Raw genomic sequence first — 23,757 nt, forward strand, 5'->3', positions numbered from 1 at the left:
CTAGCTACTGATTAATAATGTAATATTTTTTTTGTTTATTGAGAGAAACGATCACAACATCGTTCCCATATTCAATGGGTGCATCAGACTCCAAAATCCGCGCATCCAGTAAAAATTCGCTGCCATTATGATGAACAATAATTTCACCACGTTGACTGTTCACCTCACTGCTATGAACTTTTGCTTTCATTCCAATAAAGTCCACCTTTGCAAAAGCTTTACTCTTATCAAAAAGTGGCGCTAAAGGGCTTAATAGCTTCGCGCTGATATACAAGGATAGGTAGAAGTTAACTGGAATAGAGACAAGATCCGCAACCGTCAAAAAAACAGAGGTAAGGTGTTGATTTAGAAGAGATGATGAGTAAAACGATAGAATAGTGGCGAAAAAGAAACTAACACACAAACCTACCGCCAAGGGTACTTTGGATAATATAGGTGGTAATAAAAGCCCACCGCTAAATAGACTGCCTGACTCGAATAATTCTATATCTGCAACGGCTACATCTACCACATTGAAGATGAGATCGATGCACATAATAAGAAGAAGAAAAACAAAAGGTACAAAGAAAACATTCGTCGGGAAAGACAGCAATATATCGGTCATTACTAGCAACAATATTAAATGATGAGTGTCATCGCGTTATGGTAAAGGATCATTAATTAAGTTTATTTCCTTACCTTTTCTTTTGTGACTAACGTCGACAAATTTAAACTAAACCAAATAAAAACAATGACACCATTAAAAATAAACCCAATCAACCTCACAATATACAGCGACTGAAATGACAAAAAACACATTAAAATTATTTATTAACTCACCGAGATACAGCATATCGTTTTATTTACAATGAGTAACACTGTCATTAAAAATAATTCTTAAAACACCTATTCAACAATAGTCATTGCTTAAAAAGCTTTTTATATCCAACGAGTAAAACGCGCACGAAGCAGATGTATTTTAGTAAATTTTGAGATACGAGGTAGCTAGAATTGTCATACTCTACGGTCAGATGACATGTAAGCGCTACGCCATGAGAGAAATGTTCTCCAACAACTACTCATAGGAAGCGTTTCTTTTTAATCCACCAGCACTAAAGAATCTAAGATGCCCTTGCCGCTGTGGATGCCACCTTCGTTTTCACTGGCTGGTTTACTGCGAATCAAATAGCCCGCGTAGCCATCCAATTGCGTTACAGGTTCACCTTGATAGTGCGCCGTGAATAAACCAATTTCACTCACAAGGTCTGTCACCACGCTCTGCTTTGCATCACGCACCGCAATCGTCGGTGTTTCTCTTTCATGCGGATACAAACGCTGCATCAAAGCCCAAGCGCTGTATTGCTCTTGCGGCAGTCGACTCAGCTGTTTCGCAATATCGTCACCAAAGATACAGTGACCACCGCCCTCACCTTGGTTTTTCAAAACCCATTCGTCTTTGTTACCAGAAGCAGCAAACCATTTAATCGTGTCAGTGTTAATTGGCTTCATCTCTGCCAAAACGCTTTTGACCAACTCGGCTTCTTCAAGATTGAGCCCCCAGCGTTGATACTCACTTGCTGGCATCATGGTTAACAACATTTGCATTGATTTACTGGTAGCCAACTGTTGACTAATGGTCGCATTCATCGCTACGTAGTGCTTTTCCATGAACAAACGAGTTTGGCTCAAGGTGTGGCAACAGATTGGTTCATTTAGCTCTGGTGAGAAGTAGTCCATATATTGATAACCAGCGCGCAAGTACACAACGTCAAGACCGCCGATGTTATCTAGCAAAAGGCGTTGATTGTCACCGCTCGATAGCTGTGAACTTAACTGCTCAAAGGTACGTCTTACTGTGCGAACGCCAAGCTTCTGCAATTCCACTTCGAGTAAGTGTTGGTCATACACATTGTCTTCGTTTTTCTGCACCACCATCAAAAACGTCGGTGCGCCTTCTTCATTAAAATGCGCTTTGACTTTTCTCGCGGCAGTGGCAATGCCAAGCGCAAGTTGCTGCATGCCTTGGTTATCGGCTGGCGTTGCCGTTTTATCTTCTAACCATTGTTGGTAAACACTGCCCCACTGCGAGCTTAGGAATTGATGCAGCTCTGTGGCACGCTGACCAAAAGGCGCCATCCCAGCCGCAATACCATTAAACTCGATGACTTTCGCACCGTGTTGACGATCATCCATAAAGTCGGTTCGCATTAACAACAACGGTTGGCGCGCAGCTTCATGGTGAACCTCTTTATGCAGTTCCAATAAACGCTCAAAGAAAGTATCGGCTTTGCCTAGCTCGGCTAAGGAGGTTTGCAGGAATTCATAATCTTCAGACACATGACTGATCAGCTTGGCGATTAGCGGCGTCACTCTCTTCAAATGTGCGAACACATCACGCTCTATCGTCATTGGCGCAAAGCTAAAAGGACAGTGTCTTGCGGTATTATCTGCTTGGCGAAATGCCACGCCGTGCATGATTGCCCACTCACAAGCTTCTTCAATCACTTGTTGCGGGATGGTTTGTTTGTCTGAGGTACTCATGGTTTTGCTTCAAAATTTTTCGCCTAATGTACTTAAGACGCTGGAAGTTGCAATAAGACGCACACTTTCTCGATTTATTTTTCGTTTTTTTGCTCAACAAAGCGCCGAGTCATATCCCGCCTTGTGTTTAACCCTCTTTCTTTGCGGTGGATGACTGGTTAAAATGCACAAAATTGCGCACTAACTGGATAGATCATGGCAAAACTTACCCTTCAAGAGCAGATGCTAAAAGCAGGCTTGGTTAACGAGAAAAAACTGAAAAAAGCGAAAAAAGGCTCTAAAAAATCACGCGTTCAAGCTCGCGAAGTAAAAGCGGCGGTTGAAGAGAACAAACGTCAGCAGTTAGAGCGTGACAAGCAATTGAGCGAGCAACAAAACGCAGAGCGCTTGAACAAAGAAATCAAAGCGCAAATCAACCAACTGATTGAAATGAACAAGGTTGATTTGAAAGATGGCGACATCAAATACAACTTCACACACGGCACGCTTGTGAAATCTCTGTACGTTGAGTCAGAGATCCGCGAACAGCTGATCAAAGGCATCTTGGCAATCGCGATTGTTGGTGAAAGCTACGTTGTCATCCCACGTGGTGTAGCAAACAAGATTGCTCAACGCGATGAATCTGTCATCATCGAACAGAAAGAACCAGAAGCGGACATCCCGGCAGAAGATGACCCGTACGCAGATTTCGTCGTACCAGACGATCTGATGTGGTAATGCCCCACTTCGTGGAACCCAAAATGAAAAAGCCGCGATGATCGCGGCTTTTTTGTGTTTGCTATTCGCTCTCTTGATAGCGTTGTCGAATGTAATCGACGATGTGCTTTATCTGGCTCTGCGCGTGTCTGCGTCCTAAATAGTACGCGTACATAACACGCTTACGAGGCTCTAAGTTTTCAATTTGTAACGTCACTATGTTTGCATCCTTTACCATCGACGCTGGCAACATACCCATATATTTGCCCGACTGAATCGCGTGATACGCCAAACCAAGATCATCCACCGTCAAACCTTGCTGTGGCGATACAGCGACTTCTTCAAATTGCTTGTTCACAAACATCCAGTTCATTGCAGGACGAGTTATCACTCCCGGCAGTGATTCCAACTGTTCGATGGAAAGAGTGAGTTCACTCAATTGATGGTTTTCAACGTAATCACGGTGGGCACAAACGACGTATGGAATATCCCATAAATGCAATGCGATTGCAGAGGAATCAACAAGTGGACCAACTCGGAATGCTAAATCGATGTCATCTTTAATCAGATGCTTATTGTCGTTCGACAGAGAAACATCAAGCTGAAGATCGGGGTGCTCTGCTGCAAAATCGATAAGCCACGCCCCAAGAAAATCAATGCCAGCACGAACGGGCATCGACACATTCAACTTCCCCTTAAAAGCAACTTCAGAATCCACCGCAAAATCTATCGACTGACGAATAGTCCCAAGCAGAGCCGAGCAGTTTTGATAAAGTTCTTCACCTCGAGTAGACACTTTGACTTCACGGGTGGTGCGATGAAGCAGCACTAAACCCAAGTTGTTTTCTAGCGCTTCGATACGCCGACTCACCGTACTGTGAGGAATTTCTAACCGCTCAGAAGCGCGCTTTAAGCTGCCCTCTTCGACCACGGTGCAAAATACCTGCAAATCATCCAACACTCGTTTCACCCAGAACTCCTTTTAGCGAGTATGAATTTCTATTATCCCATTTTTGGAATAGTGATACTCAATATCGCCAATTTTTTCTCTCAGCGCAAGCGTCTAGTATTTGATTCACAGACACGGCAAACGCCCATTAATCGAATCACGAGGATGACATCATGAAAGCAGTATTACTGACTCAAACAGGCGGCAGCGACAAACTGGTTTACCAAGACGTAGCACAACCAACATTGAAAGAAGGACAAGTTTTGGTTCGCATTCACGCCGCACCAGTGAACTTCATTGATACCATCATCCGTGAAGGCAATATGCCTCCAGGTATGATGCCAGAGTTGCCTTACATTTCTGGTGTTGAAGGCAGTGGTGTAATTGCCGATTCAAACAACACGAGCTTAAAAGAAGGCACGAAAGTCGCGTTTCTTGGCCCAATTGGCGCATCAACTTACGCAGAGTTTACTGCTGTCGACGCAGATAAATTGGTCGTGCTACCAGAGTCGGTCGACCTTCAAGAAGCTGCTGTTCTACCTGTTAACTACTTTACGGCTTACCACATGCTACATAACGTTGCTCGCGTTGAAGAAGGCAAAACAGCGCTGGTTTACGCAGCGTCCGGTGGCGTGGGTACGGCACTGATTCAATTGGCTAAGCTAGCAGGTCTAAACGTTATTGCTTTAGAGCGACAAGCCCACAAAGCAGAAAACGCATTGAAGATGGGTGCGGACCACGCATTTACCTCTGATAGCGATTGGGTAGAGTCAGTTAAAGAAGTCACCGAAGGTCGCGGAGTGAACTACATCTTTAACCCAGTAGCTGGTGATACCATAGTGCAAGACTTGGAAGTATTAGCGCCACTTGGTCACGTTGTTGTGTTTGGTTTCTTGGCGGGTATGGGTGAGACAAACTTGCAAGCCGAGGCGATTAAGCACTTTAGCAAAGCGCCAACTATTACTTACTCAGAAATCTACGCAACTTACTTCAACGACTACCCATTGGTGAAATCATCCATGGAAGCGCTTTACGAACTCCTAGAGCAAGGCAAAATTAAACCTGTGTTTACCACTCTGCCGTTGTCCGAAGCTGCGCAAGCACACGATAGAATCGAAAGTGGTTCGGTGATGGGCAAAATGTTGTTGCTACCGTAAATCTAAAGATTCCCCCACAATCAAAAAAGGTCGCTGTAATAGCGACCTTTTATCTTATCGGACTTCGTTATTCTGCAAGTAACTTCGGCCAGTTTTTATCCCCGCTCGCGATGTTACCCGGAATGTCTTGTTGCCAAGAGGCTTGAACGGATTTGCTGTAGTTTAGGTAGAGCTTTCCATCGTGAATATTCCACGCATTAGGATCTATCTTGGCGGTATAGCCTTTGCTCACAGCCCAAGCACAATAGCCGCCATATTGCGGTGCAAATTTCTCAGGATTTTTCACGAATGCATCTCGATTTTCCGCTGATGAAAAGTACCATTTGGCATCATTCCAACGGTAAGTGAAATCGCTGTCACCTTTGACTGGTTTTGATTGAGTGAAGTAGGCGACAGGGTCGTAACCACGAATCGCTTTACCGAGAAAGTCGCTATAAACAGGATCAAGAGCGAAAGCAGGAAGCGTCAAGCTCCCCCAAATGAAGAACACACTCAACAGTTTTAATATCAGCTTCATAACTTTCCCTCTCTACGTTATCCGATGTTTGATAATCAATCGCTTACCAGTATAGACAGGAAAAATCAGAAGAAACTTTCAGGCTTATAGCATCTCTGCGTCGAAACGTGCCGTTCGAGCTTGGGCGATCGTACAGTTGGTTTCCGACATTAGCTCTGCCAAGGTAATGTTTGGATTCTCCAAGACCAATCGAATCAGCTTCGCCTCTAAAGGTTCAAGCTTATCGCTGTGCTTAGCCAGACCAACTTCCATTTTGTTGATCACAAATCGCATCGGCTCAGACTCTTCTGCTTTGATATGATCGAGAAATGCTTTCAAATCCAAAGCCTCACCAGCAATTTGCCAATTACGCGAGCGTCGTATGCGCTTCATTTCGCACTTCTTCTCAGCCGCTATTGCTTTAGCTCGCTTAGCGTGATCGCCACCAATTCGGTGAATCAAAGATGGTAGAGGGATCGTAATGGTTGTGTCTTGCATACCGTTAAACCTCTACCACAGACACATTCTCAGCTACCCATTTTAGGAGCTGTTTTGCGGCTTTGGACAGCACTTGGTTTTGGCGAACAATATAGCCAAAATCAGTGTTGGGGAAGCTGGGTAACGGCGTTACTTTTCTTGATAGTTTCAGTCTTGGATCGAGTGAGAAGTCCGGCACAATTGCGGTTCCGAATCCGGCTTCTGCCCAATCAATTTGTGCCTCTACACTGCCTACTTCCATGACTCTATGTTTTGGCAAGTTTAGCTCTGGCAGAGACGCGTCAATCAACTCACGCGTTCGGGTATCGTGACCGAGCAAGATCAGTGTTTGGTTCTCTTCGCTGTTATCTCGCCAATTGAAGATGTTATCGCCGAAAGCACACCAATGAATCTGGGTTAGCGACGTAAAGTGCAGTGGTTGACTCTCTTTCTGCGCAATAACAAAACCGATGTCAGCACGAGCACTTTTTACCAAATCTACCGCTTGCGATGAAGTGGTGTTGAACAGCGCTAAGTCGATACCGGGATATTCGTTTTTGAATTGTTGGAATGGCTTGATAAGTAACAGGCGCGAGACAATATCACTCGCCGCAATCGAGAGCGTTCCTTGCGTTAAATCATTAATGGCATTGAGATCGGACTGGCAGATTTGCAGCTCATTCAACATGTGCTCGGCAGTGTCTAATAATCGCTTACCGGCCTGAGTCAACTGTACTGGGTTGCGTTCAATCAACTTGGTACGAGTAGCTTGTTCTAGTTGCTTGATGTGAAGGCTGACATTTGGCTGCGTCATGTGCAGTTCAATCGCTGTTTTTCCGAAATGTTTCACTTCTGCCAAGGTGACAAAGGTACGTAACCAGTTCAAATCCAACATAGAAAATTACCCGATATGACTTTCTTATCAAGTTAATGAGTATAATTAATTTCTCTTATTCATGCGAGCATCCTAAGATTTTCCGGTCTGTTTTTGGAGAATGAATTATGTCGTCTATCGTTGTTGTGGGTGCAAACTGGGGTGATGAAGGCAAAGGCCGCATCGTTGACTTTTTGGCAGAGCAAGCTTCTGCAAGCATTCGTTTCCAAGGTGGTAACAACGCGGGTCACACCGTAGTTAACGACCTAGGTACATTCAAGCTACACCAGCTACCAAGTGGCGTTTTCAACCCTGACTGTTTGGCAGTTTTAGGTCCGGGTATGGTTATCAGCCCTGCGTCGCTGTCTGAGGAGATTGCGGAAGTCGCGGAAGCGGGCGTTAAAGTGAACATGTGCATCTCTGATCGCGCAACACTGTGTCTACCTCTACACGCACTAGAAGATACACTAGAAGAGCAACGCTTAGGCGACAAAGCATACGGTTCAACTCGTCAAGGTATTGCACCTGCATACGGCGACCGTGTGATGAAAAAAGGCATCCTAGTTGGTTGGTTGAAACAACCAGAAGTTCTAGTAGAACGCATCAAGTTCTGGATGGACTGGAAACTTCCACAACTACGTGCACTTTACCCAACGTTCGAATTCGAGCAAACCGCTGAAGAAATGGCGAACTGGTTGCTAGAAGTGTCTGCACCTTGGCGTGATGCTATCTGCAACGTAACGCTGCCGCTAAAAGAGCTGCAAGCAAAAGACCAAACTCTACTGTTCGAAGCACAGCTAGGTGCGGGTCGTGACCTTGTTTACGGTGAGTACCCATGGACTACATCTTCAAACGTTGTGTCTATGTACGCAGGTATCGGTAGTGGTCTTCCTGCTCTACGTCCAGAGCGCGTTATTGCAGTAGCAAAAGCGTTTAGCTCATCAGTAGGTACTGGTACGCTAATCACTGCAATGGAAGAGCAAGATGCATTCCGTGAACTTGCGGGTGAATTCGGCGCAACAACAGGTCGCCCACGTGACATGGGTTACTTTGATGCAGTAGCGACTAAGAACGGCGTTGAGCTTCAAGCAGCGACTGAAATCGCTCTGACCAAAGTAGACTGTCTGACTGGTCTTAAAGATCTAAAAATCTGTGTTGGCTACGAGGGCGAGCACAGCGAAAACCCAATTTGGCCTCAAACGGCTGCACTAGCACCAATCTACGAGAAGATGGAAAGCTGGAGCGAAGACATTACTGGTTGTCGTAAGTTCGAAGAGCTACCAGTTGCGGCACAAAAATACGTTCTACGTATTGAAGAACTAATGGGTGTACCAGTGAAAATGGTATCGGTTGGTCCTGGTCGTGAACAAATGATTATGCGCTAAGACGTAAACAATACGTCTATTGGCAAGCGGCTTTTATCTTTTCCGGGGTAAAGCCGCTTTTTTTATGCACTTTATACTTTGTTAAAACAAGTACTGTTCTATGTTTTAACGAGCGTCAGAACGCTAATTCTTCCAACGGCCTCACCACAGAGCCATGTTGCTGAGACAGCAAGGAGAACTCAACTTCTTGCCCACATCCGCAGTAAAAGTCGTAACCTTCACCAGTTAAAAACGGCGTACTTTTATCGATAAACCAATCTCTAGATTTTTTAGTATGAAGCTCACCACAACTTGGGCAAGTCACCTCAATCGAGAAAGTTTTCGCAATCATATCCCTAACCTCTTGTTTATTGCATCACGTACAACGAAATCGTTTGCTGCAAATAAATTAAACGAAGTCTTGAAACACTTCGTTAAGATATTGTCAGAGGCAAGGGTGGAAAATGCGTGTTTCAACGACACTTTGAACAAGTTTTTGCAGAATTAGATAACCGACAAACTTTGCTCTACATACCCCTTTAGGGTGAATACATTTTGAACGCTTATTTATCACAATTATGTGATAGTAAGACTCATTTTTTATTTTAAAATAGTAACTTATCGTTATTTTATAAGATCATCTTCACAGTTTGCGCTGAACATTTCCTAAATATGAGACGCTTAATATAGTTTTATGTCATTACTTGCTTGCGCTACTGATATCTGTGACCAATAAATTCTTCAAAAACGCCTCCAAAAGATGGACAAACAACATCAAATTGGGTGTGGTCGGTGTTCTTTCTTTCACGTTCACCATGTTGGCTTTCATCCCTCTTGCGAACCAACATCATAAAAAGCTCACCGAACAAGCGGTGGTGTCTATCGAAAATGAGTTTCGAGACAATGTGAATGATCTCACCTACTTGCTTGATGACGCGTTTTTTCTAAAAGCCTGCAATGATTTAATACATGACCTGAGAGCGAGCATCTTCAGCTTGGGAATGGCTAAAGATATCGCTACGTTCGACAGCGATGGTCAAGTGTTGTGTACCAGTAGCGAACGCAGCCCGTCTTTTTTTATTTACAAAACCATCTTAAAACGTCTTGGCGATAGCGATGTACACGCCACACTCTCCTACACCAAAAGCGCATTAACTCCGGACCAAGCACTGATTCTGTTTTTCACTAAACAAGAAGGCAGAGGCATTAGTGTGGTTTTTCCTAAGGAGTCATTAGAGACCCTCGTTGCTGACATCTTTCGCTTTGGAGACATGGACTATCGGATTGATGTCATCGGTAGAACAGTAAGAAGCCCGAGCGATAAACAGCCTCTGCGCATGGAAGAAGTCGCCTCAGATGTGCTGCCTTTTACGGTTTACTCTTGCATTGGCTTTGCGTTCTATCTGCAGTTTCTGGTGAGCAAGCTTTGGCTAGGATTGCTAGTGATGGCGTTTGCGCTTGTGGTTCGCCTATTCTTCACTTCGAAGAAGTTTGCTAAGAACAGCCTGGAGTTCTCTCTTACACAAGCGATCAAAAGTCGAAATTTGAGCGTGCATTATCAGCCAATTGTAGATCAACGAGATGGGTCAGTGATTGGCGGAGAATCCTTAGTGCGCTGGAACGATCCGGTTCAAGGCTTTATTTCCCCAGGTATCTTTATCCCTCTTGCAGAGAAAGTTGGCTTGATCGACCAGATCACTTATCTCGTTTTAGATAAAGCGATCAATATGATCGCCTCGAATAAGGTGACGTTCCATGATCGTTACATCAGCGTGAATGTCAGTCGCTCTTTGATCTTGCGAGAGGATTTCATTAAAGAGGTAGAGTCTCGTTTGAAGTATCGTTACTTCATCAGCGAACGTTTGGTGTTTGAGATCACCGAAGAGGCGATATTCAGTGGCGGCGAGCTCGCGGTGCTTCGTAAACATCTCGACCGCTTAGCCGTTTTAGGAATTCGTATTGCGGTTGATGACTTCGGCACAGGTTATTCGGGGCTGGACTTCATCAGCCAGTATCCGTTTGACATCATTAAAATCGACCGTGTGTTCGTCACCAACTTAGGTAACGGGCAAACCATTCAACCTTTGTTAGAAGCCATCCACACGCTTTCCCAAACACTGAACATGTCAGTGATTGTGGAAGGCGTAGAAGAGCAAGCACAATTACGTGTTTTGCATGATCTCGGTTTCTACAACATACAAGGCTTCTACTTCTCGAAGCCGATACCGAAGCCTGACTTCCTCGAATATTTGGAATCGAAACAGGCAACGACGCTACAAACTCTCACGCCCGCTCTAAACTGAGTTTAAAGTTCTTTGGCTCTTGGCTGAGCGATGGATGCTCAGCCAACTCTTACCTTAAAACCCTCATCAAACGTTGCCTTACTTACAAACCAGTAATTTACAATTAACCAATTGTTAAACACACTGCCGAAAGATCTCACTTGTTAATGAAGCACGTCGATTAAGTTAAACGCTTGATTTAATGTTCTTTAACTGATTAGTTGATCACGATTTTCATCTGCAAATTGGTGAACTTGTGCTCAAAAAATCTACCGCACTGTTTTTAGGATAGATATCGCTTCCCCCAACATCTAACCCAAAAACAGGTGAATCCTATGACTAAAAAGTTTCTCCGCCTAAGTACGATCACGCTCGGTTTGTGCATGAGTTCTTTGTCCTTCGCCAATGCCGACCTACCAAACATTAAGATCTTAGCAACCGGCGGTACTATCGCTGGCGCTGGTCAATCAGCAACGGAATCCAATTACACTGCAGGTAAAGTCGGAGTGGATTCGCTGATCAACGCAGTTCCTAGCATGACCAAGATTGCCGACATTTCTGGCGAGCAAGTGGTCAGCATCGGCTCTCAAGACATGAACGATGAAGTCTGGTTGACGTTAGCCAAACGCGTAAACGAATTACTCGCTCAAGATGATGTCGACGGCATTGTGATTACTCACGGTACCGACACGCTCGAAGAGACCGCCTACTTCCTTGATTTAACGGTGAAGAGCGACAAGCCTGTTGTCATTGTGGGTGCAATGCGCCCTTCTACTGCAATGAGTGCAGACGGCCCAGTCAACCTCTACAACGCCGTGGTGACCGCAACGGATGAAGATTCTCAAGGTCGAGGGGTTTTGGTTGCGATGAATGACACTATCTTTGATGCGCGTGACGTAACGAAAACTAACACAACCTCAGTAAGCACCTTCCAATCACCGAACTTTGGCCCGCTCGGTTACATTCACAACAGCGATGCAAAGTACCAACGCAGCCCAGAGCGTAAGCACACCACAGAAACAACCTTCGATGTTTCCAAGCTCGATAAGTTGCCACAAGTTGGTATCGTTTATAACTACGCCAATGCGTCGAGCTTACCTGTGAAAGCATTCGTAGATGCGAAGTTTGATGGCATCGTCAGCGCAGGTGTGGGCAATGGTAACTTGTACCACACGGTATTTGATGAGTTAGAAAAGGCGAGTAAAGATGGCATCATGGTTGTTCGTAGCTCTCGCACGCCTACCGGCTCTACTACCCTAGATGCTGAAATTGACGACGATAAATACGGTTTCGTGGCATCTGGTACGTTGAACCCACAGAAAGCTCGTATTCTGTTGATGCTATCGCTAACACAGACCAAAAATTACCAAGACATTCAGAAGATGTTCCAACATTACTAATCGGACAGTTCACGAACTTTCCGATTAGTGAAAGCTAACCGCTAACTAAAAAGAGGAGGCTCAGATGCCTCCTCTTTTGTTATTTTTCACTAGTAACAAAGCGAAACAAGGGCAACTTAGCCAAACAAGCGACGTTTCATACCTGCTCTTTCAAGAATGCGCGTAGTAATTTCTTCCACCGATAGCGATGACGTGTTGATGTAAGGAATAGCTTCTCTTCTAAACAGTGCTTCTACCGTATCAAGCTCCAACTTACATTGCTCAGTGCTGGCGTATTCGCTGCCTGACAAGCGGTTCTCGCGGATTTCATTCAACCGTTCTGGGTTGATGGTTAAGCCAAACAGCTTGTGGCGATGGATTTCAAACTCTGGCAATAAACGCATCATCTTGACGTCTTCGGCGATAAACGGGTAGTTCACCACACGTAAACCAAATTGCATCGCCATATATAGGCTGGTTGGGGTTTTGCCACTGCGAGAAACACCAAGAAGGATAATATCGGCCTCATCCAAGCCTTTAAGTGTGATGCCGTCATCGTGAGCAAGCGTGTATTCAATCGCAGCGATACGGTCGAAATAGGTGTCCGAATCTTTGCTTACGCTACGTGAGCGCTGCATCTTCGGCTGTGGTTCCATTTGAATGTCGTCTTGCACCTTCTGCACAATGCTTTCTAGTACGTCATAGCTATGAGCTGGCGCTTTTAGCAGCATTTCACGAATTTCTGGCACAACAATCGAGAAGAAAACCAAAGGCTTAATCCCATCACGCTGGTAGGAAATCTCGATTTCTTTGATGACATCGGCGACTTTGTCTTCACTTTCGACAAAAGGAAAGGTTTTTTCATTAGGAATGAAGGAAAACTGACCCAGAACAACATGCCCTAACGTCTCACATGTTATGGCCGTTCCGTCAGAAACATAGAATACATCACGACTTTGGCTATTTATTTGCATTTTAGTTTAATTTTTAAAATTCATTTGAGTAGGATGGTTTACATAATATTAATAAATGAGTTTGGCTTGCAATTGCGTGCCCCACAGCTTTGAAAATTCTTCGGAGTTTTTTTAAGCCAAGACGTAATCGTTTGCCTTTCATATCAACCACGAAAAGTGTTGAACCATGTTTGGTCGGAAAATTCGTTTAAGCCCCAGTTGGGAAATTGTAGTTAACGCCCCTTATCTACAATGGCTGCTTGTCAGCTCGATACTGCGTCTTCAATGACATTGACCTGCAAGGATGCTCAACCGCTGTTCGAGGTTGGTATAAATCCCTACAAAGCTGCAATGTTTCTGGAGAAAGACATGCAAAAGAACACCCTCTGGTTCAATGGACTATCCATGGATGATGTCGACAAAGTCGGCGGTAAAAATGCTTCACTTGGCGAAATGGTTTCTAACCTAGCCAATGTTGGTGTATCAGTACCAAACGGTTTTGCGACAACCTCGTATGCGTTTAACCAATTCCTTGACCACGAAGGTTTGGATGAGCGTATTCACCAACTACTTGATGAACTGGACGTTGAGGATGTAGAAGCCCTGCGCAAGACAGGTGCCACCATTCGTCAATGGGTATTAGAAGCCCCGTTCCCTGCGGATCTTGAACAAGACATCCGCGATAACTACAAAGAACTGACAGATAATCATCCTGAGATTTCTGTTGCCGTTCGTTCTTCTGCAACTGCAGAGGATCTACCGGATGCGTCATTTGCAGGTCAGCAAGAGACGTTCCTAAACGTAAAAGGCATTGATGCAGTATTAGAAGCGACCAAGCACGTTTACGCTTCTTTGTTCAATGACCGTGCTATTTCATACCGTGTACACCAAGGCTTTAACCACCGTGGCATTTCGCTATCGGCAGGTATTCAACGCATGGTGCGCTCGGACAAAGCCTCTTCTGGCGTTATGTTCACTCTAGATACGGAATCTGGCTTCGACCAAGTCGTATTCATCACCTCTTCTTGGGGCTTGGGTGAAATGGTGGTTCAGGGCGCAGTTAACCCTGATGAATTCTACGTTCACAAGCCAATGCTAGAAGCGGGTCAACACCCAATTGTTAAGAAGACCTTTGGCTCTAAGCAGATCAAAATGATCTACTCAGACCGTCAAGAAATCGGTAAGCAAGTTGAGATCATCGATACTTCAGTAGAAGAGCGCAATGCCTTCTCTCTGAATGATGAAGAGATCAAAGAGCTAGCAAAACAAGCGATGATCATCGAGAAGCACTACAAACGTCCTATGGATATTGAGTGGGCAAAAGATGGCATCGACGGCAAACTTTACATCGTACAGGCACGCCCAGAGACCGTATGTTCTCAAAGCGAGCAAAACGTGATTGAGCGTTACGAGCTAAGCAACAAAGCGGATGTTTTGGTTGAAGGTCGTGCAATTGGTCAACGTATCGGTAAAGGCCCAGTGCGCTTAGTCGACTCTCTAGACCAAATGTCATTGGTACAAGATGGTGATGTGCTGGTGACAGACATGACTGACCCAGATTGGGAACCAGTGATGAAGAAGGCGTCTGCGATTGTCACTAACCGTGGCGGCCGTACTTGTCACGCAGCGATCATCGCACGTGAGCTTGGTATTCCTGCAATCGTTGGTTGTGGTGATGCCACCAGCAAACTGACGGATGGTGAGACCGTGACTGTGTCTTGTGCTGAGGGCGAAACGGGCTACGTTTACCAAGGCGAGCTGGATTTCGAAATCAAACGCTCTGCGGTCGATGAGCTTCCGCTGCTTCCAACCAAAGTCATGATGAACGTGGGTAACCCAGACCGTGCATTCGACTTCGCTCAAATTCCAAACGAAGGTGTGGGTCTTGCGCGTCTTGAATTCATCATCAACAAGATGATTGGTATTCACCCGAAAGCGTTGCTGAACTTTGATGCGCAAAGCGATGAGCTAAAAGCTGAAATCACTGAGCGTATTCGTGGCTACAAAGACCCAATCGATTTCTACGTTAGCAAGCTAACCGAAGGCATTGCGACTATCGCATCTGCATTCTGGCCAAAACGCGTGATCGTTCGTATGTCTGATTTCAAATCGAACGAGTACAGCAACTTGGTCGGCGGCAAAGGTTACGAACCACATGAAGAGAACCCTATGCTGGGCTTCCGTGGTGCGTCTCGCTACATTTCTCCAGTGTTTGAAGACTGTTTCGAGCTAGAAACTCAAGCAATCAAACGCGTTCGTAACGAGATGGGGCTGAAGAACGTTGAAATCATGATCCCATTCGTACGTACACCAAGCGAAGCGGCATCGGTTATCGACCTACTAGCTAAGTTCGACCTACGCCGCGGCGACCAAGGTTTGAAAGTCATCATGATGTGTGAGCTACCGTCAAACGCAGTACTTGCTGAAGAGTTCTTGAAGTACTTCGATGGTTTCTCTATCGGCTCAAACGACATGACTCAGCTTACGCTAGGTCTTGACCGTGACTCTGGCGACGTTGCTCACCTATTCGATGAGCGTAACCCTGCAGTGAAAGCCATGCTGCAAATGGCCATCGATGCGGCAACCAAAGCAGGCAAATACGTCGGTATCTGTGGCCAAGGCCCATCAGACCACGATGACCTAGCGGAATGGTTGATGGAACAAGGCATCAGCTCTGTGTCATTGAACCCAGATACGGTTATCGATACTTGGTTGAAGCTGGGTAAAGTGAGCAAGTAATACGCTCCTTCCCAACTCGTAATGAAAAGCCCTCAAGCCTCGGTTTGAGGGCTTTTTCTTTTTCTATCATGTCAAAGCTCTGTGAGTTCGTGACGATAATCCCAACCTAAATGGCGTGCTAATTTTCCCTCTGAGATTTTTCACCTAGAATGAAAGAATCTGATTTCATAAAAGAATGGACCTATGAAAAAGCCACTTGCACTTGTTACCGCTTTAACGCTACTCGCCTCTCCGGCTTACGCAGATTGGGACGACATTTCTAACAGTCTCTCAGACCTTGGTGACGCCGTCTCTGATACCGCAAAAGACACTTGGGATGACACCAAGGCGTTCTCAAAACAAGCTTGGCAAGATTTCACTAACTGGTCTGAAGATGCGATCAACACTGCGGGTGAATGGACCGATGCCAGCATTGAGACCAGTAAAAAGTGGATCGACGACGCCGATAAGAAAATCGATGAATTGATGGAAGGCGATACGCCAGAAGAAGCGCGCCAAGCGATTGATTTAATGGCGGATAGCACCTTGCTAAAGCTCTTCAATGAGAAACCAGAAGCGAAAGAGCTTTATGATAAAGCTTACGGTTATGCGGTGTTTGATTCACGCAAACTGTCGCTGATGTTCCATACCAACTCTGGCTCTGGTGTTGCAGTCAACAAATCGACGGATAAACGCACTTACATGAACATGTTTGGTGCGGGTGTTGCCCTTGGTGTTGGCGGTAAGTTCTACCAACAAGTCGTGCTGTTTGAGGAAGAAAAAGACTTCAACACCTTTGTCGAGGAAGGCTGGGAAGCATCGAGTGAAGCTTCTTTAGTTGCTGGTGAGGATGGCGAAGAAATGACAGCGCAATTCAACAGCGGCGTGGCGGTATATCAGCTAAACACCACAGGCTTGTTGGTTGATGCTAACGTTTCTGGCTCGAAATACTGGGTCAACAAAGAACTGACCGATTCGCAGTAATCGCTTAGTGACAAGGATTTATTGATGGGGAGCACAACGCTCCCCTTTTTGATCACTTTGGGATCATAGCCTGTTGCGTTATGCTTATCTCAACCTTTATCGCACACTCGAATTCCCATGCCTAACGACGCATTCAACACTCAACTTGCAGAGACAATTTCTGCCCTTAATTCACCAAGCTTTACGCCCAAACTGATGCGCGTTATAGCTTCGTTATTGAGTTTTGATTGCGCGGTGATCCTCGGTTACCGCGAAGGCAAACACCCTATCTATCTTTATGATTCGATTGAGAATGAGCGCGAGCTTTTGTTTCAGCGTTACCTCACCACCTCTTTTCAAAACGACCCGTTTTACCAGAAGCTTAACGCCAACAAAGAGCAAGGCATCTTTACGCTCAAAGATGTCGTAGACAAAGACGTCGCGCGTAACGATCTCGATTACCAAGCCTACTGTGAGCAGTTTTACCACCAAACGGGCTGGAAGGATGAACTCAGCATGCTGATTGAAATCGAGCCGACACGTTGGGTGATGCTCTACTTCGGTTTTATGCAAGACGATAAACGCTTCACCAAGGCTCAAGTCACCAAGCTCAAATCTTACTTCGCGATTATCCAGTCTCTGTGCCAACAGCACTGGAAACAAACCGAGTTTACACTCGCCGAGCCAGTATTCAGCCCTAACGTTTATTCAGGACAAATGCGTGCCGCGATTGAATCCGCACTGGCATCTTTTGGCCAAACCGTCCTCACTAATCGAGAACAAGAAATCGCGGCATTGATCGCGCAAGGCTATGACAGCAAAGAGATAGCAACGCAGCTAGATGTGGCAGAAGGCACCGTTAAGAACCACCGTAAACGCATCTACGCACAACTGAATGTGGCGTCTTTAAGCGAGTTCTTTCAGTTGTTTCTCAACCACCTGATCACTCAATCAAGATAACAAACTGTCCCTTTAGGGATATATCTCGATTCCGCATCGCCTTTTAATCTGAATACAACCAAACCAGATAAAGATAAGACGATGACACTGATTGAAGATTTACAAGCTCGCGGTTTGATTGCCCAAGCGAGCGATTTAGACCAAGTTCAACAACTGCTATCTGAGCCACAAACCTTGTACTGCGGTTTCGATCCAACCGCAGGTAGCTTGCACATTGGCCACCTAGTGCCACTGATTATGCTCAAGCGTTTTCAAGATGCAGGACACCAAGCCATCGCTCTGATTGGTGGTGCAACCGGTATGATTGGTGACCCGAGCTTTAAAGCCACTGAGCGAAGCTTAAACTCAGAAGAAACCGTAACGGGCTGGGTACAAGATCTGTCGAATCAAATTCAACAGTTGATGAAGAACCAAGTCAGCAAGCCAATGATCATGGTAAACAATGCGGATTGGGTAAAGCAGATTAACGTGATCGACTTCTTCCGCGACGTAGGTAAGCATTTCTCCGTGAATACCATGATCAGCCGAGAGTCGGTGAAGCAACGCTTACAACGCCCAGATCAAGGTATCTCATTCACCGAGTTCAGTTACGCACTGCTGCAATCTTACGACTTCGCAGAACTAAACCGTCAGTACGGCTGCCGCCTACAAATCGGTGGCAACGACCAATGGGGCAACATTGTTAGCGGCATTGACCTTACTCGCCGTCAAAATGGTGAGCAGGTCTTCGGTCTAACCTTACCTTTGATCACCAAATCTGACGGCACTAAATTTGGTAAAACCGAAGGTGGCGCAGTGTGGTTAGATCCAAGTAAGACCTCACCTTACGCTTTCTACCAATTCTGGTTATCTGCGGAAGATGCCGATGTCTACCACTTCCTGCGCTACTACACCTTCTTGAGTTGCGATGAGATTGCCGCGATTGAAGCACAAGACAAAGAGAGCAAAGGCAAACCGCAAGCACAGCGTATCCTAGCAGAGCAAATGACGCGTTTTGTCCACGGTGAAGAAGGCTTAGCAAGTGCAGAGCGAATCACTCGAGCGCTATTTAGCGGCAATGTGCAGCAGCTAAGTTTGAGCGAGCTAAAACAGTTGGAACTCGATGGCTTGCCAAGCATGGAAAGTGCAGAGCAAGATTTGGTAGAACTACTGATTGAATCGGGCTTAGCCAACTCAAAGCGTATTGCTCGTGAGCTGATTGGCAACAACGCCATCAGTGTGAACGGCGAGAAAATTGATGCAGAAAACCCAAGCTTGAACTTCCCGCTGTTCGATCAGTACTGGTTGCTTCAACGCGGTAAAAAGCATTTCTACTTGGTGAAACGCGTCGAAGGTTAACGGTTCCCATCTAACGACCTCCGACCTAGATAAACCAACTAAAAACGCGAGCCAAAGTGCTCGCGTTTTTGTTTCCCTATTTTGTGAAGCCAAAAGCTAACTTTAGAGTGGATGCCCGTTATAGTGTTGTTCTTCAAACACAATAAAATATAACACCACAAAACCATGATCAGACACATTCTACTCATCAAATTTAAAGCATCTGCCACCGACGACAAAATCCAACAACTTCGAGAGCTATTCGAAGCCATGCCAACGAAAGTGGAAGGTGTAACCGACGTTGAATGGGGCTTAAACAACAGCCCAGAAGGAAAGAACAAAGACTACACACACGCCGTGATGATGACGTTTTTCGATGAAGCGGGTCGTCAAAACTACCTGCCTCATCCAGAGCACGATGCATTGAAAGAGGTATTTAGACCACTGCTTGAAGACATCATCGTGTTTGATTACGAAATCTAATTGATGCGTTCAGCCAATCGATTCTAGCCATCAACTCGTGAGTCAAAGGTCCAACCTTTTGTTGCAGCTTTGACTCTCAGTACTAAATTAAGGATATTGAAGTAAGCGACATCAACGACAAAGGGCGTAAATATTGAAAGATTTATACTCCAACTTAGACTTAAATCTTCTGAGAACTTTTTTGGTCATCTATCAGGAGCAAAATCTTCAAAAAGCGTCTAATCGATTGTTCGTCACCGCGCCCGCACTCAGTAAATCCTTAACTAAGTTGAGAAACCATTTCGATGATCCGTTGTTTGTCAAAGTGCCTACGGGGCTATCACCAACTCACTTTGCTACAGAACTTTACGGTGTCATTGAGCCAACGTTCGATAAGCTCTCGAAAAAGCTGAACTCCCTCAACCAATTCGATCCTGCAGAGCTTGAAGGAAAAATCACCGTCGCGATTTCCCCGATATTATTGCAAGCTTTAGGCAAAGATCTATTCAGTGAAATTAGCCGACAAGCGCCCAACGTGGAACTTCACTTGCCTTGCTGGAATAATAACTCACTCGATGATCTTGCCAATGGAACCTGTAAAGTCGGTATTAACTACGAGTTACCTTTCTCGCGCAAAGACATTCTTAGCGAAGTGGTGGGGCAAGACTTGTTTGGCATCTACGTTCGCAAAGACCACCCTCTGGCAGCAAAGACCATTTCGTTGGCCGACACCATTTCTTACCCTTTGGCACTTTTGCTCGTCACGGATTGGAACATCGATGAACCATACGCGATCAAAGTACTTCGAGAATACTATCCCGATGTTCCACCAAAGATTGCGTTTCGCTCCGAATTGCCATCCCCTATTCTGGAAATATTGGCAGAGACAGACCTGCTGTTTCCCTATACCGCCTTTTTCCACATTGAGCGTTATCCCAACCTCACCGCTTTGGATATCAAGAAAGATCAATTGGACAAGCTACTGAAGCGGATTCATGTCTATTACCCCAACAAGGATCGATTCGACCCTGTTCAGCAATGGCTAATGGCAATTATTTCTAACTTACTGAATCAATTACCTCAGGCACACAACCCTATTAACTCTTAGTTAATACCCATTTTCCTTCTGCTCAATATTCGTCCAGCTGTATTAAAAGTAAGATTTTCTCATCGGTCGGGCATGCATCGCTCTGCCTTTCTTCCAAGCGATTATGAGAAATCACCAATGAGAAAATCACTTCTAGCTACCATCGTTTTTAGTTCTCTTTCTGTTAATGCTTACGCTGTGCAAGTCGACACTCGTGAAGCTAATCGTCAAACCTCAATCTTAATTGATCAACAACTTTCCGCTTCACAGGCGATGTATGTCGCAAGCTTGAATGCACGTAATCAACAAATGGAATTGAGTGAGTTTGCAACGGAAGACGCTACCGATGAAAGCAGTTGGGACAGCGCAGGCGCGATTGCTGGCGGCCTTCTTGTTGGTGCGGTAGGCAGTATCAGTACGGGTGGTTCAAGTTCCGATCCTGCTTCACCAATGAAACCAATCTCAGTGACGCCAAATAACCCAATCGAGACCGAGATTGGGAATCCGAATATGGAATACGACTACGCATGGAATGACCAAACGCTGATCATCACTGAGAAAGGCACTGATGTTTGGGTAGCGACAGGCACGCTTGAGAAGACGAATACTGGCGTTGAGCTTGTTATCAAGCACAGCACAGGCGAAGTGGTTCGTATCCCGCTAGAGAACGGCAAGCCTGTTATCAAGCCGGGCACGCCATCTAATCCGATTGAAGGTGAAGTTGGTAATCCGAATATGGAATACAACTACGCATGGCACGACCAAACTCTAGTTATCACTGAGAAAGGCACTGATGTTTGGGTGGCGACAGGCACACTTGAGAAGACTAACTCTGGCGTCGAACTTGTTATCAAACACAGCACAGGCGAAGTAGTTCGCATCCCACTAGAAAACGGCAAACCAGTGATCAAACCGGGCACACCATCAAATCCAATTGAAGGTGAAGTTGGTAATCCAAACATGGAATACGACTACGCATGGCATGACCAAACGCTGATCATCACTGAGAAAGGCACTGATGTTTGGGTAGCGACAGGTACGCTTGAGAAGACCAACTCTGGAGTAGAACTGGTTATCAAGCACAGCACAGGTGAAGTGGTTCGCATCCCGCTAGAGAACGGCAAACCAGTGATCAAACCGGGCACGCCATCTAACCCAATCGAAGGCGAAGTGGGTAACCCGAACATGGAATACAACTACGCATGGCACGACCAAACTCTTGTCATCACAGAGAAAGACACTGATGTTTGGGTAGCAACAGGTACGCTTGAGAAGACGAATACTGGCGTCGAGCTTGTTATCAAGCACAGCACAGGTGAAGTGGTTCGCATCCCGCTAGAGAACGGCAAGCCTGTTATCAAACCGGGCACACCATCTAACCCGATTGAAGGCGAAGTTGGTAATCCAAACATGGAATACAACTACGCATGGCACGACCAAACACTGATCATCACTGAAAAAGGCACTGATGTTTGGGTAGCAACAGGTACGCTTGAAAAGACCAACTCTGGTGTAGAGCTGGTTATCAAACACAGCACGGGTGAAGTGGTTCGTATCCCGCTAGAAAACGGCAAACCTGTTATCAAACCGGGCACGCCATCAAACCCAATCGAAGGCGAAGTTGGTAATCCAAACATGGAATACGACTACGCATGGCACGACCAAACGCTGATCATCACTGAGAAAGGCACCGACGTTTGGGTAGCGACAGGAACAATCGAAGAAACAACCGTTGGCTTTGAATTAGTAATCAAACACAGCACAGGCGAAGTGGTTCGCATCCCGCTAGAGAACGGTAAGCCTGTTATCAAACCGGGCACGCCATCAAACCCAATCGAGGGTGAAGTTGGTAATCCAAACATGGAATACGACTATGCTTGGCACGACCAAACGCTGATCATCACTGAAAAAGGCAACGATAACTGGGTAGCAACGGGCACTATTGAACCAAACAATACTGACTCTGGTTTTGACCTTGTTATTAAACACAACACTGGTGAAGAGGTTCGTATTCCACTTGAAAATGGCAAGCCAGTGTTCAAACCAACTGGAAACAATGAGTTTGATGCTTACCAAATCACAGAGAAGGTAAACGCTTCAGACTTCGATATTCAAAACGTTAAAGATCGCTTTAATGCTTTGTCTGCGGACCAACGCAAGAAAATCCGTCAATTTGTAAATACTAGAAAATAACGTCAGTCGGTAATTCAAGCCCCCTTCCCTTGGGGGCTTTTTTATCTTAATTCTGTCCCGCATTCACAGCATGGAAGCCCATTAAAGAGAGCCGCTCGTGAGATTTCCATTTACAACCTTTATCGTTTCTTTGCTACTTCTGCCATTTCAAACCAACGCAAGTACCGAACCTGAGCATGTCCACACAAAACTCCAAGAACTAGAATCACCGGAAGAATCCCAGCAAGATTGGGGAACCTTGCTTGTCGAAACATTCGATGTTTCAGTCAGTAAGAGTGATTTTCTTGGAGACTATTCGAACGACTATGTTTTCACCCTAAATGGTTCTTATAACTTGAACGATAAGTGGCGCCTATTTGGTTCGGTAGACAGCGACAAATTTGGTGACATTGGTCTTGGTTACTCTTTCCTACTCTTCGACCAAATTTACAATGAAGTAAGCGCTTCTGTAGGTGGAAACACAGATAAAACGGGCGTTTACACCACAGGGTTGTTTTCAGCCGCGCAATTAGGTGACGCGATAGTGTTCACCAATTTCGATGTTCAATACATCGATAGCCGATTTGAGGGAGAAGGTTGGGATATTCGTGATGAATCGTTCAATCTGAACAAGTTAGTTGGTGTGCTTTACCCTTTGAATGATGTATTAGAGCTGTCTGCCTCGTACGGACACGACAGTAATCTTTACGGAAAAGCGCAGCTCAATCTTGATGAATTGCCATGCTCCAGACCGATTTGCACCAACCGAAACACAACCGATGCCGACAGCTATATTAATCTCGGCTTTACGTTGAATCTTTGGGGAGTAAAACCGTATTTATCTCATCGATTTGACCTCAATGATTCAAACCGAAACTACTGGGATTTTAGTTTATCGTTTGATTACTAATTCAAATTAGCAGCACAACAT

21 protein-coding genes are annotated in these 23,757 nt (G+C 45.4%); 13 read left to right on the plus strand and 8 right to left on the minus strand.

Annotation, left to right across the window (positions count from 1 at the left end):
* Positions 1-4 precede the first annotated feature (4 nt).
* Positions 5-604, minus strand: a complete 600-nt coding sequence (locus KIT90_RS01705; RefSeq protein WP_285374729.1) for a DUF1449 domain-containing protein — start codon at positions 602-604, stop codon at positions 5-7.
* A gap of 473 nt (positions 605-1,077) precedes the next feature.
* Positions 1,078-2,520, minus strand: a complete 1,443-nt coding sequence (locus tag KIT90_RS01710; protein WP_285374731.1) for a glutathione synthase — start codon at positions 2,518-2,520, stop codon at positions 1,078-1,080.
* 195 nt (positions 2,521-2,715) lie between these two features.
* Here KIT90_RS01710 and KIT90_RS01715 point away from each other — a divergent pair, with 195 nt between their 5' ends.
* Entirely contained in the window at positions 2,716-3,237 is a 522-nt protein-coding gene (locus KIT90_RS01715) for a DUF2058 domain-containing protein (RefSeq protein WP_005439241.1), read from the plus strand.
* A gap of 61 nt (positions 3,238-3,298) precedes the next feature.
* On the opposite strand, the gene KIT90_RS01720 is transcribed toward KIT90_RS01715, so the two are convergent.
* Entirely contained in the window at positions 3,299-4,186 is an 888-nt protein-coding gene (locus tag KIT90_RS01720) for a LysR family transcriptional regulator (RefSeq protein ID WP_038895618.1), read from the minus strand.
* 152 nt (positions 4,187-4,338) lie between these two features.
* On the opposite strand from KIT90_RS01720, the gene KIT90_RS01725 reads away from it, so the two are divergent.
* A complete protein-coding gene (locus tag KIT90_RS01725; protein ID WP_285374737.1) occupies positions 4,339-5,322 on the plus strand; it encodes a zinc-binding dehydrogenase in 984 nt (327 codons plus the stop codon).
* 67 nt (positions 5,323-5,389) lie between these two features.
* Here KIT90_RS01725 and KIT90_RS01730 read toward each other — a convergent pair whose 3' ends face one another.
* The 3 genes from KIT90_RS01730 to KIT90_RS01740 form a co-directional block, all read right to left on the minus strand.
* On the minus strand, positions 5,390-5,839 hold the full coding sequence (locus KIT90_RS01730; RefSeq protein WP_020194663.1) for a YHS domain-containing (seleno)protein: 450 nt from the start codon (positions 5,837-5,839) through the stop codon (positions 5,390-5,392).
* Between the two features lie 84 nt (positions 5,840-5,923).
* Positions 5,924-6,316 (minus strand): ribosome recycling factor family protein, encoded by a 393-nt coding sequence (locus KIT90_RS01735; protein ID WP_038895620.1) that lies wholly within the window; start codon positions 6,314-6,316, stop codon positions 5,924-5,926.
* A 4-nt stretch (positions 6,317-6,320) separates the two neighbouring features.
* Positions 6,321-7,190: a LysR family transcriptional regulator gene (locus KIT90_RS01740; protein ID WP_285374740.1), complete on the minus strand. Its 870-nt coding sequence runs from the start codon at positions 7,188-7,190 to the stop codon at positions 6,321-6,323.
* Positions 7,191-7,297: 107 nt separating this feature from the next.
* Here KIT90_RS01740 and KIT90_RS01745 point away from each other — a divergent pair, with 107 nt between their 5' ends.
* Positions 7,298-8,554 (plus strand): adenylosuccinate synthase, encoded by a 1,257-nt coding sequence (locus KIT90_RS01745; protein WP_005439252.1) that lies wholly within the window; start codon positions 7,298-7,300, stop codon positions 8,552-8,554.
* Positions 8,555-8,669: 115 nt separating this feature from the next.
* Here KIT90_RS01745 and KIT90_RS01750 read toward each other — a convergent pair whose 3' ends face one another.
* Complete coding sequence (locus KIT90_RS01750) at positions 8,670-8,885, minus strand: hypothetical protein (RefSeq protein WP_005439254.1); 216 nt, start codon at positions 8,883-8,885, stop codon at positions 8,670-8,672.
* Positions 8,886-9,348: 463 nt separating this feature from the next.
* Here KIT90_RS01750 and KIT90_RS01755 point away from each other — a divergent pair, with 463 nt between their 5' ends.
* Positions 9,349-10,836 (plus strand): EAL domain-containing protein, encoded by a 1,488-nt coding sequence (locus KIT90_RS01755; RefSeq protein ID WP_033005965.1) that lies wholly within the window; start codon positions 9,349-9,351, stop codon positions 10,834-10,836.
* A gap of 314 nt (positions 10,837-11,150) precedes the next feature.
* Positions 11,151-12,215, plus strand: coding sequence for an L-asparaginase 2 (ansB, locus tag KIT90_RS01760; protein ID WP_005439260.1), 1,065 nt, complete (start codon positions 11,151-11,153; stop codon positions 12,213-12,215).
* Between the two features lie 116 nt (positions 12,216-12,331).
* Here ansB and KIT90_RS01765 read toward each other — a convergent pair whose 3' ends face one another.
* Entirely contained in the window at positions 12,332-13,168 is an 837-nt protein-coding gene (locus tag KIT90_RS01765) for a pyruvate, water dikinase regulatory protein (protein ID WP_005439262.1), read from the minus strand.
* 348 nt (positions 13,169-13,516) lie between these two features.
* On the opposite strand from KIT90_RS01765, the gene ppsA reads away from it, so the two are divergent.
* The 8 genes from ppsA to KIT90_RS01805 all read left to right on the plus strand — a co-directional run bounded on the left by ppsA (position 13,517) and on the right by KIT90_RS01805 (position 23,736).
* Complete coding sequence (gene ppsA, locus KIT90_RS01770; RefSeq protein WP_027726571.1) at positions 13,517-15,886, plus strand: phosphoenolpyruvate synthase; 2,370 nt, start codon at positions 13,517-13,519, stop codon at positions 15,884-15,886.
* Between the two features lie 183 nt (positions 15,887-16,069).
* Positions 16,070-16,849, plus strand: a complete 780-nt coding sequence (locus KIT90_RS01775) for a hypothetical protein (RefSeq protein ID WP_285374746.1) — start codon at positions 16,070-16,072, stop codon at positions 16,847-16,849.
* Positions 16,850-16,966: 117 nt separating this feature from the next.
* The gene (locus KIT90_RS01780; RefSeq protein WP_285374748.1) at positions 16,967-17,788 is read left to right on the plus strand and encodes a LuxR family transcriptional regulator; all 822 of its coding nucleotides are present in this window, start codon (positions 16,967-16,969) and stop codon (positions 17,786-17,788) included.
* A gap of 81 nt (positions 17,789-17,869) precedes the next feature.
* Positions 17,870-19,126: a tyrosine--tRNA ligase gene (tyrS, locus tag KIT90_RS01785; protein WP_285374751.1), complete on the plus strand. Its 1,257-nt coding sequence runs from the start codon at positions 17,870-17,872 to the stop codon at positions 19,124-19,126.
* Positions 19,127-19,291: 165 nt separating this feature from the next.
* A complete protein-coding gene (locus KIT90_RS01790; protein ID WP_285374754.1) occupies positions 19,292-19,588 on the plus strand; it encodes a Dabb family protein in 297 nt (98 codons plus the stop codon).
* Between the two features lie 133 nt (positions 19,589-19,721).
* Positions 19,722-20,675, plus strand: coding sequence for a LysR family transcriptional regulator (locus KIT90_RS01795; protein ID WP_080637418.1), 954 nt, complete (start codon positions 19,722-19,724; stop codon positions 20,673-20,675).
* Between the two features lie 117 nt (positions 20,676-20,792).
* Positions 20,793-22,847: a hypothetical protein gene (locus tag KIT90_RS01800; RefSeq protein WP_285374757.1), complete on the plus strand. Its 2,055-nt coding sequence runs from the start codon at positions 20,793-20,795 to the stop codon at positions 22,845-22,847.
* A 97-nt stretch (positions 22,848-22,944) separates the two neighbouring features.
* Positions 22,945-23,736 carry a hypothetical protein gene (locus KIT90_RS01805; protein WP_285374759.1) on the plus strand — a complete coding sequence of 264 codons (792 nt, stop codon included), beginning with the start codon at positions 22,945-22,947 and terminating at the stop codon, positions 23,734-23,736.
* Positions 23,737-23,757 lie beyond the last annotated feature (21 nt).

It is taken from the genome of Vibrio sp. B172a (assembly GCF_030248355.1).
Classification (GTDB): Bacteria; Pseudomonadota; Gammaproteobacteria; order Enterobacterales; family Vibrionaceae; genus Vibrio; species Vibrio owensii.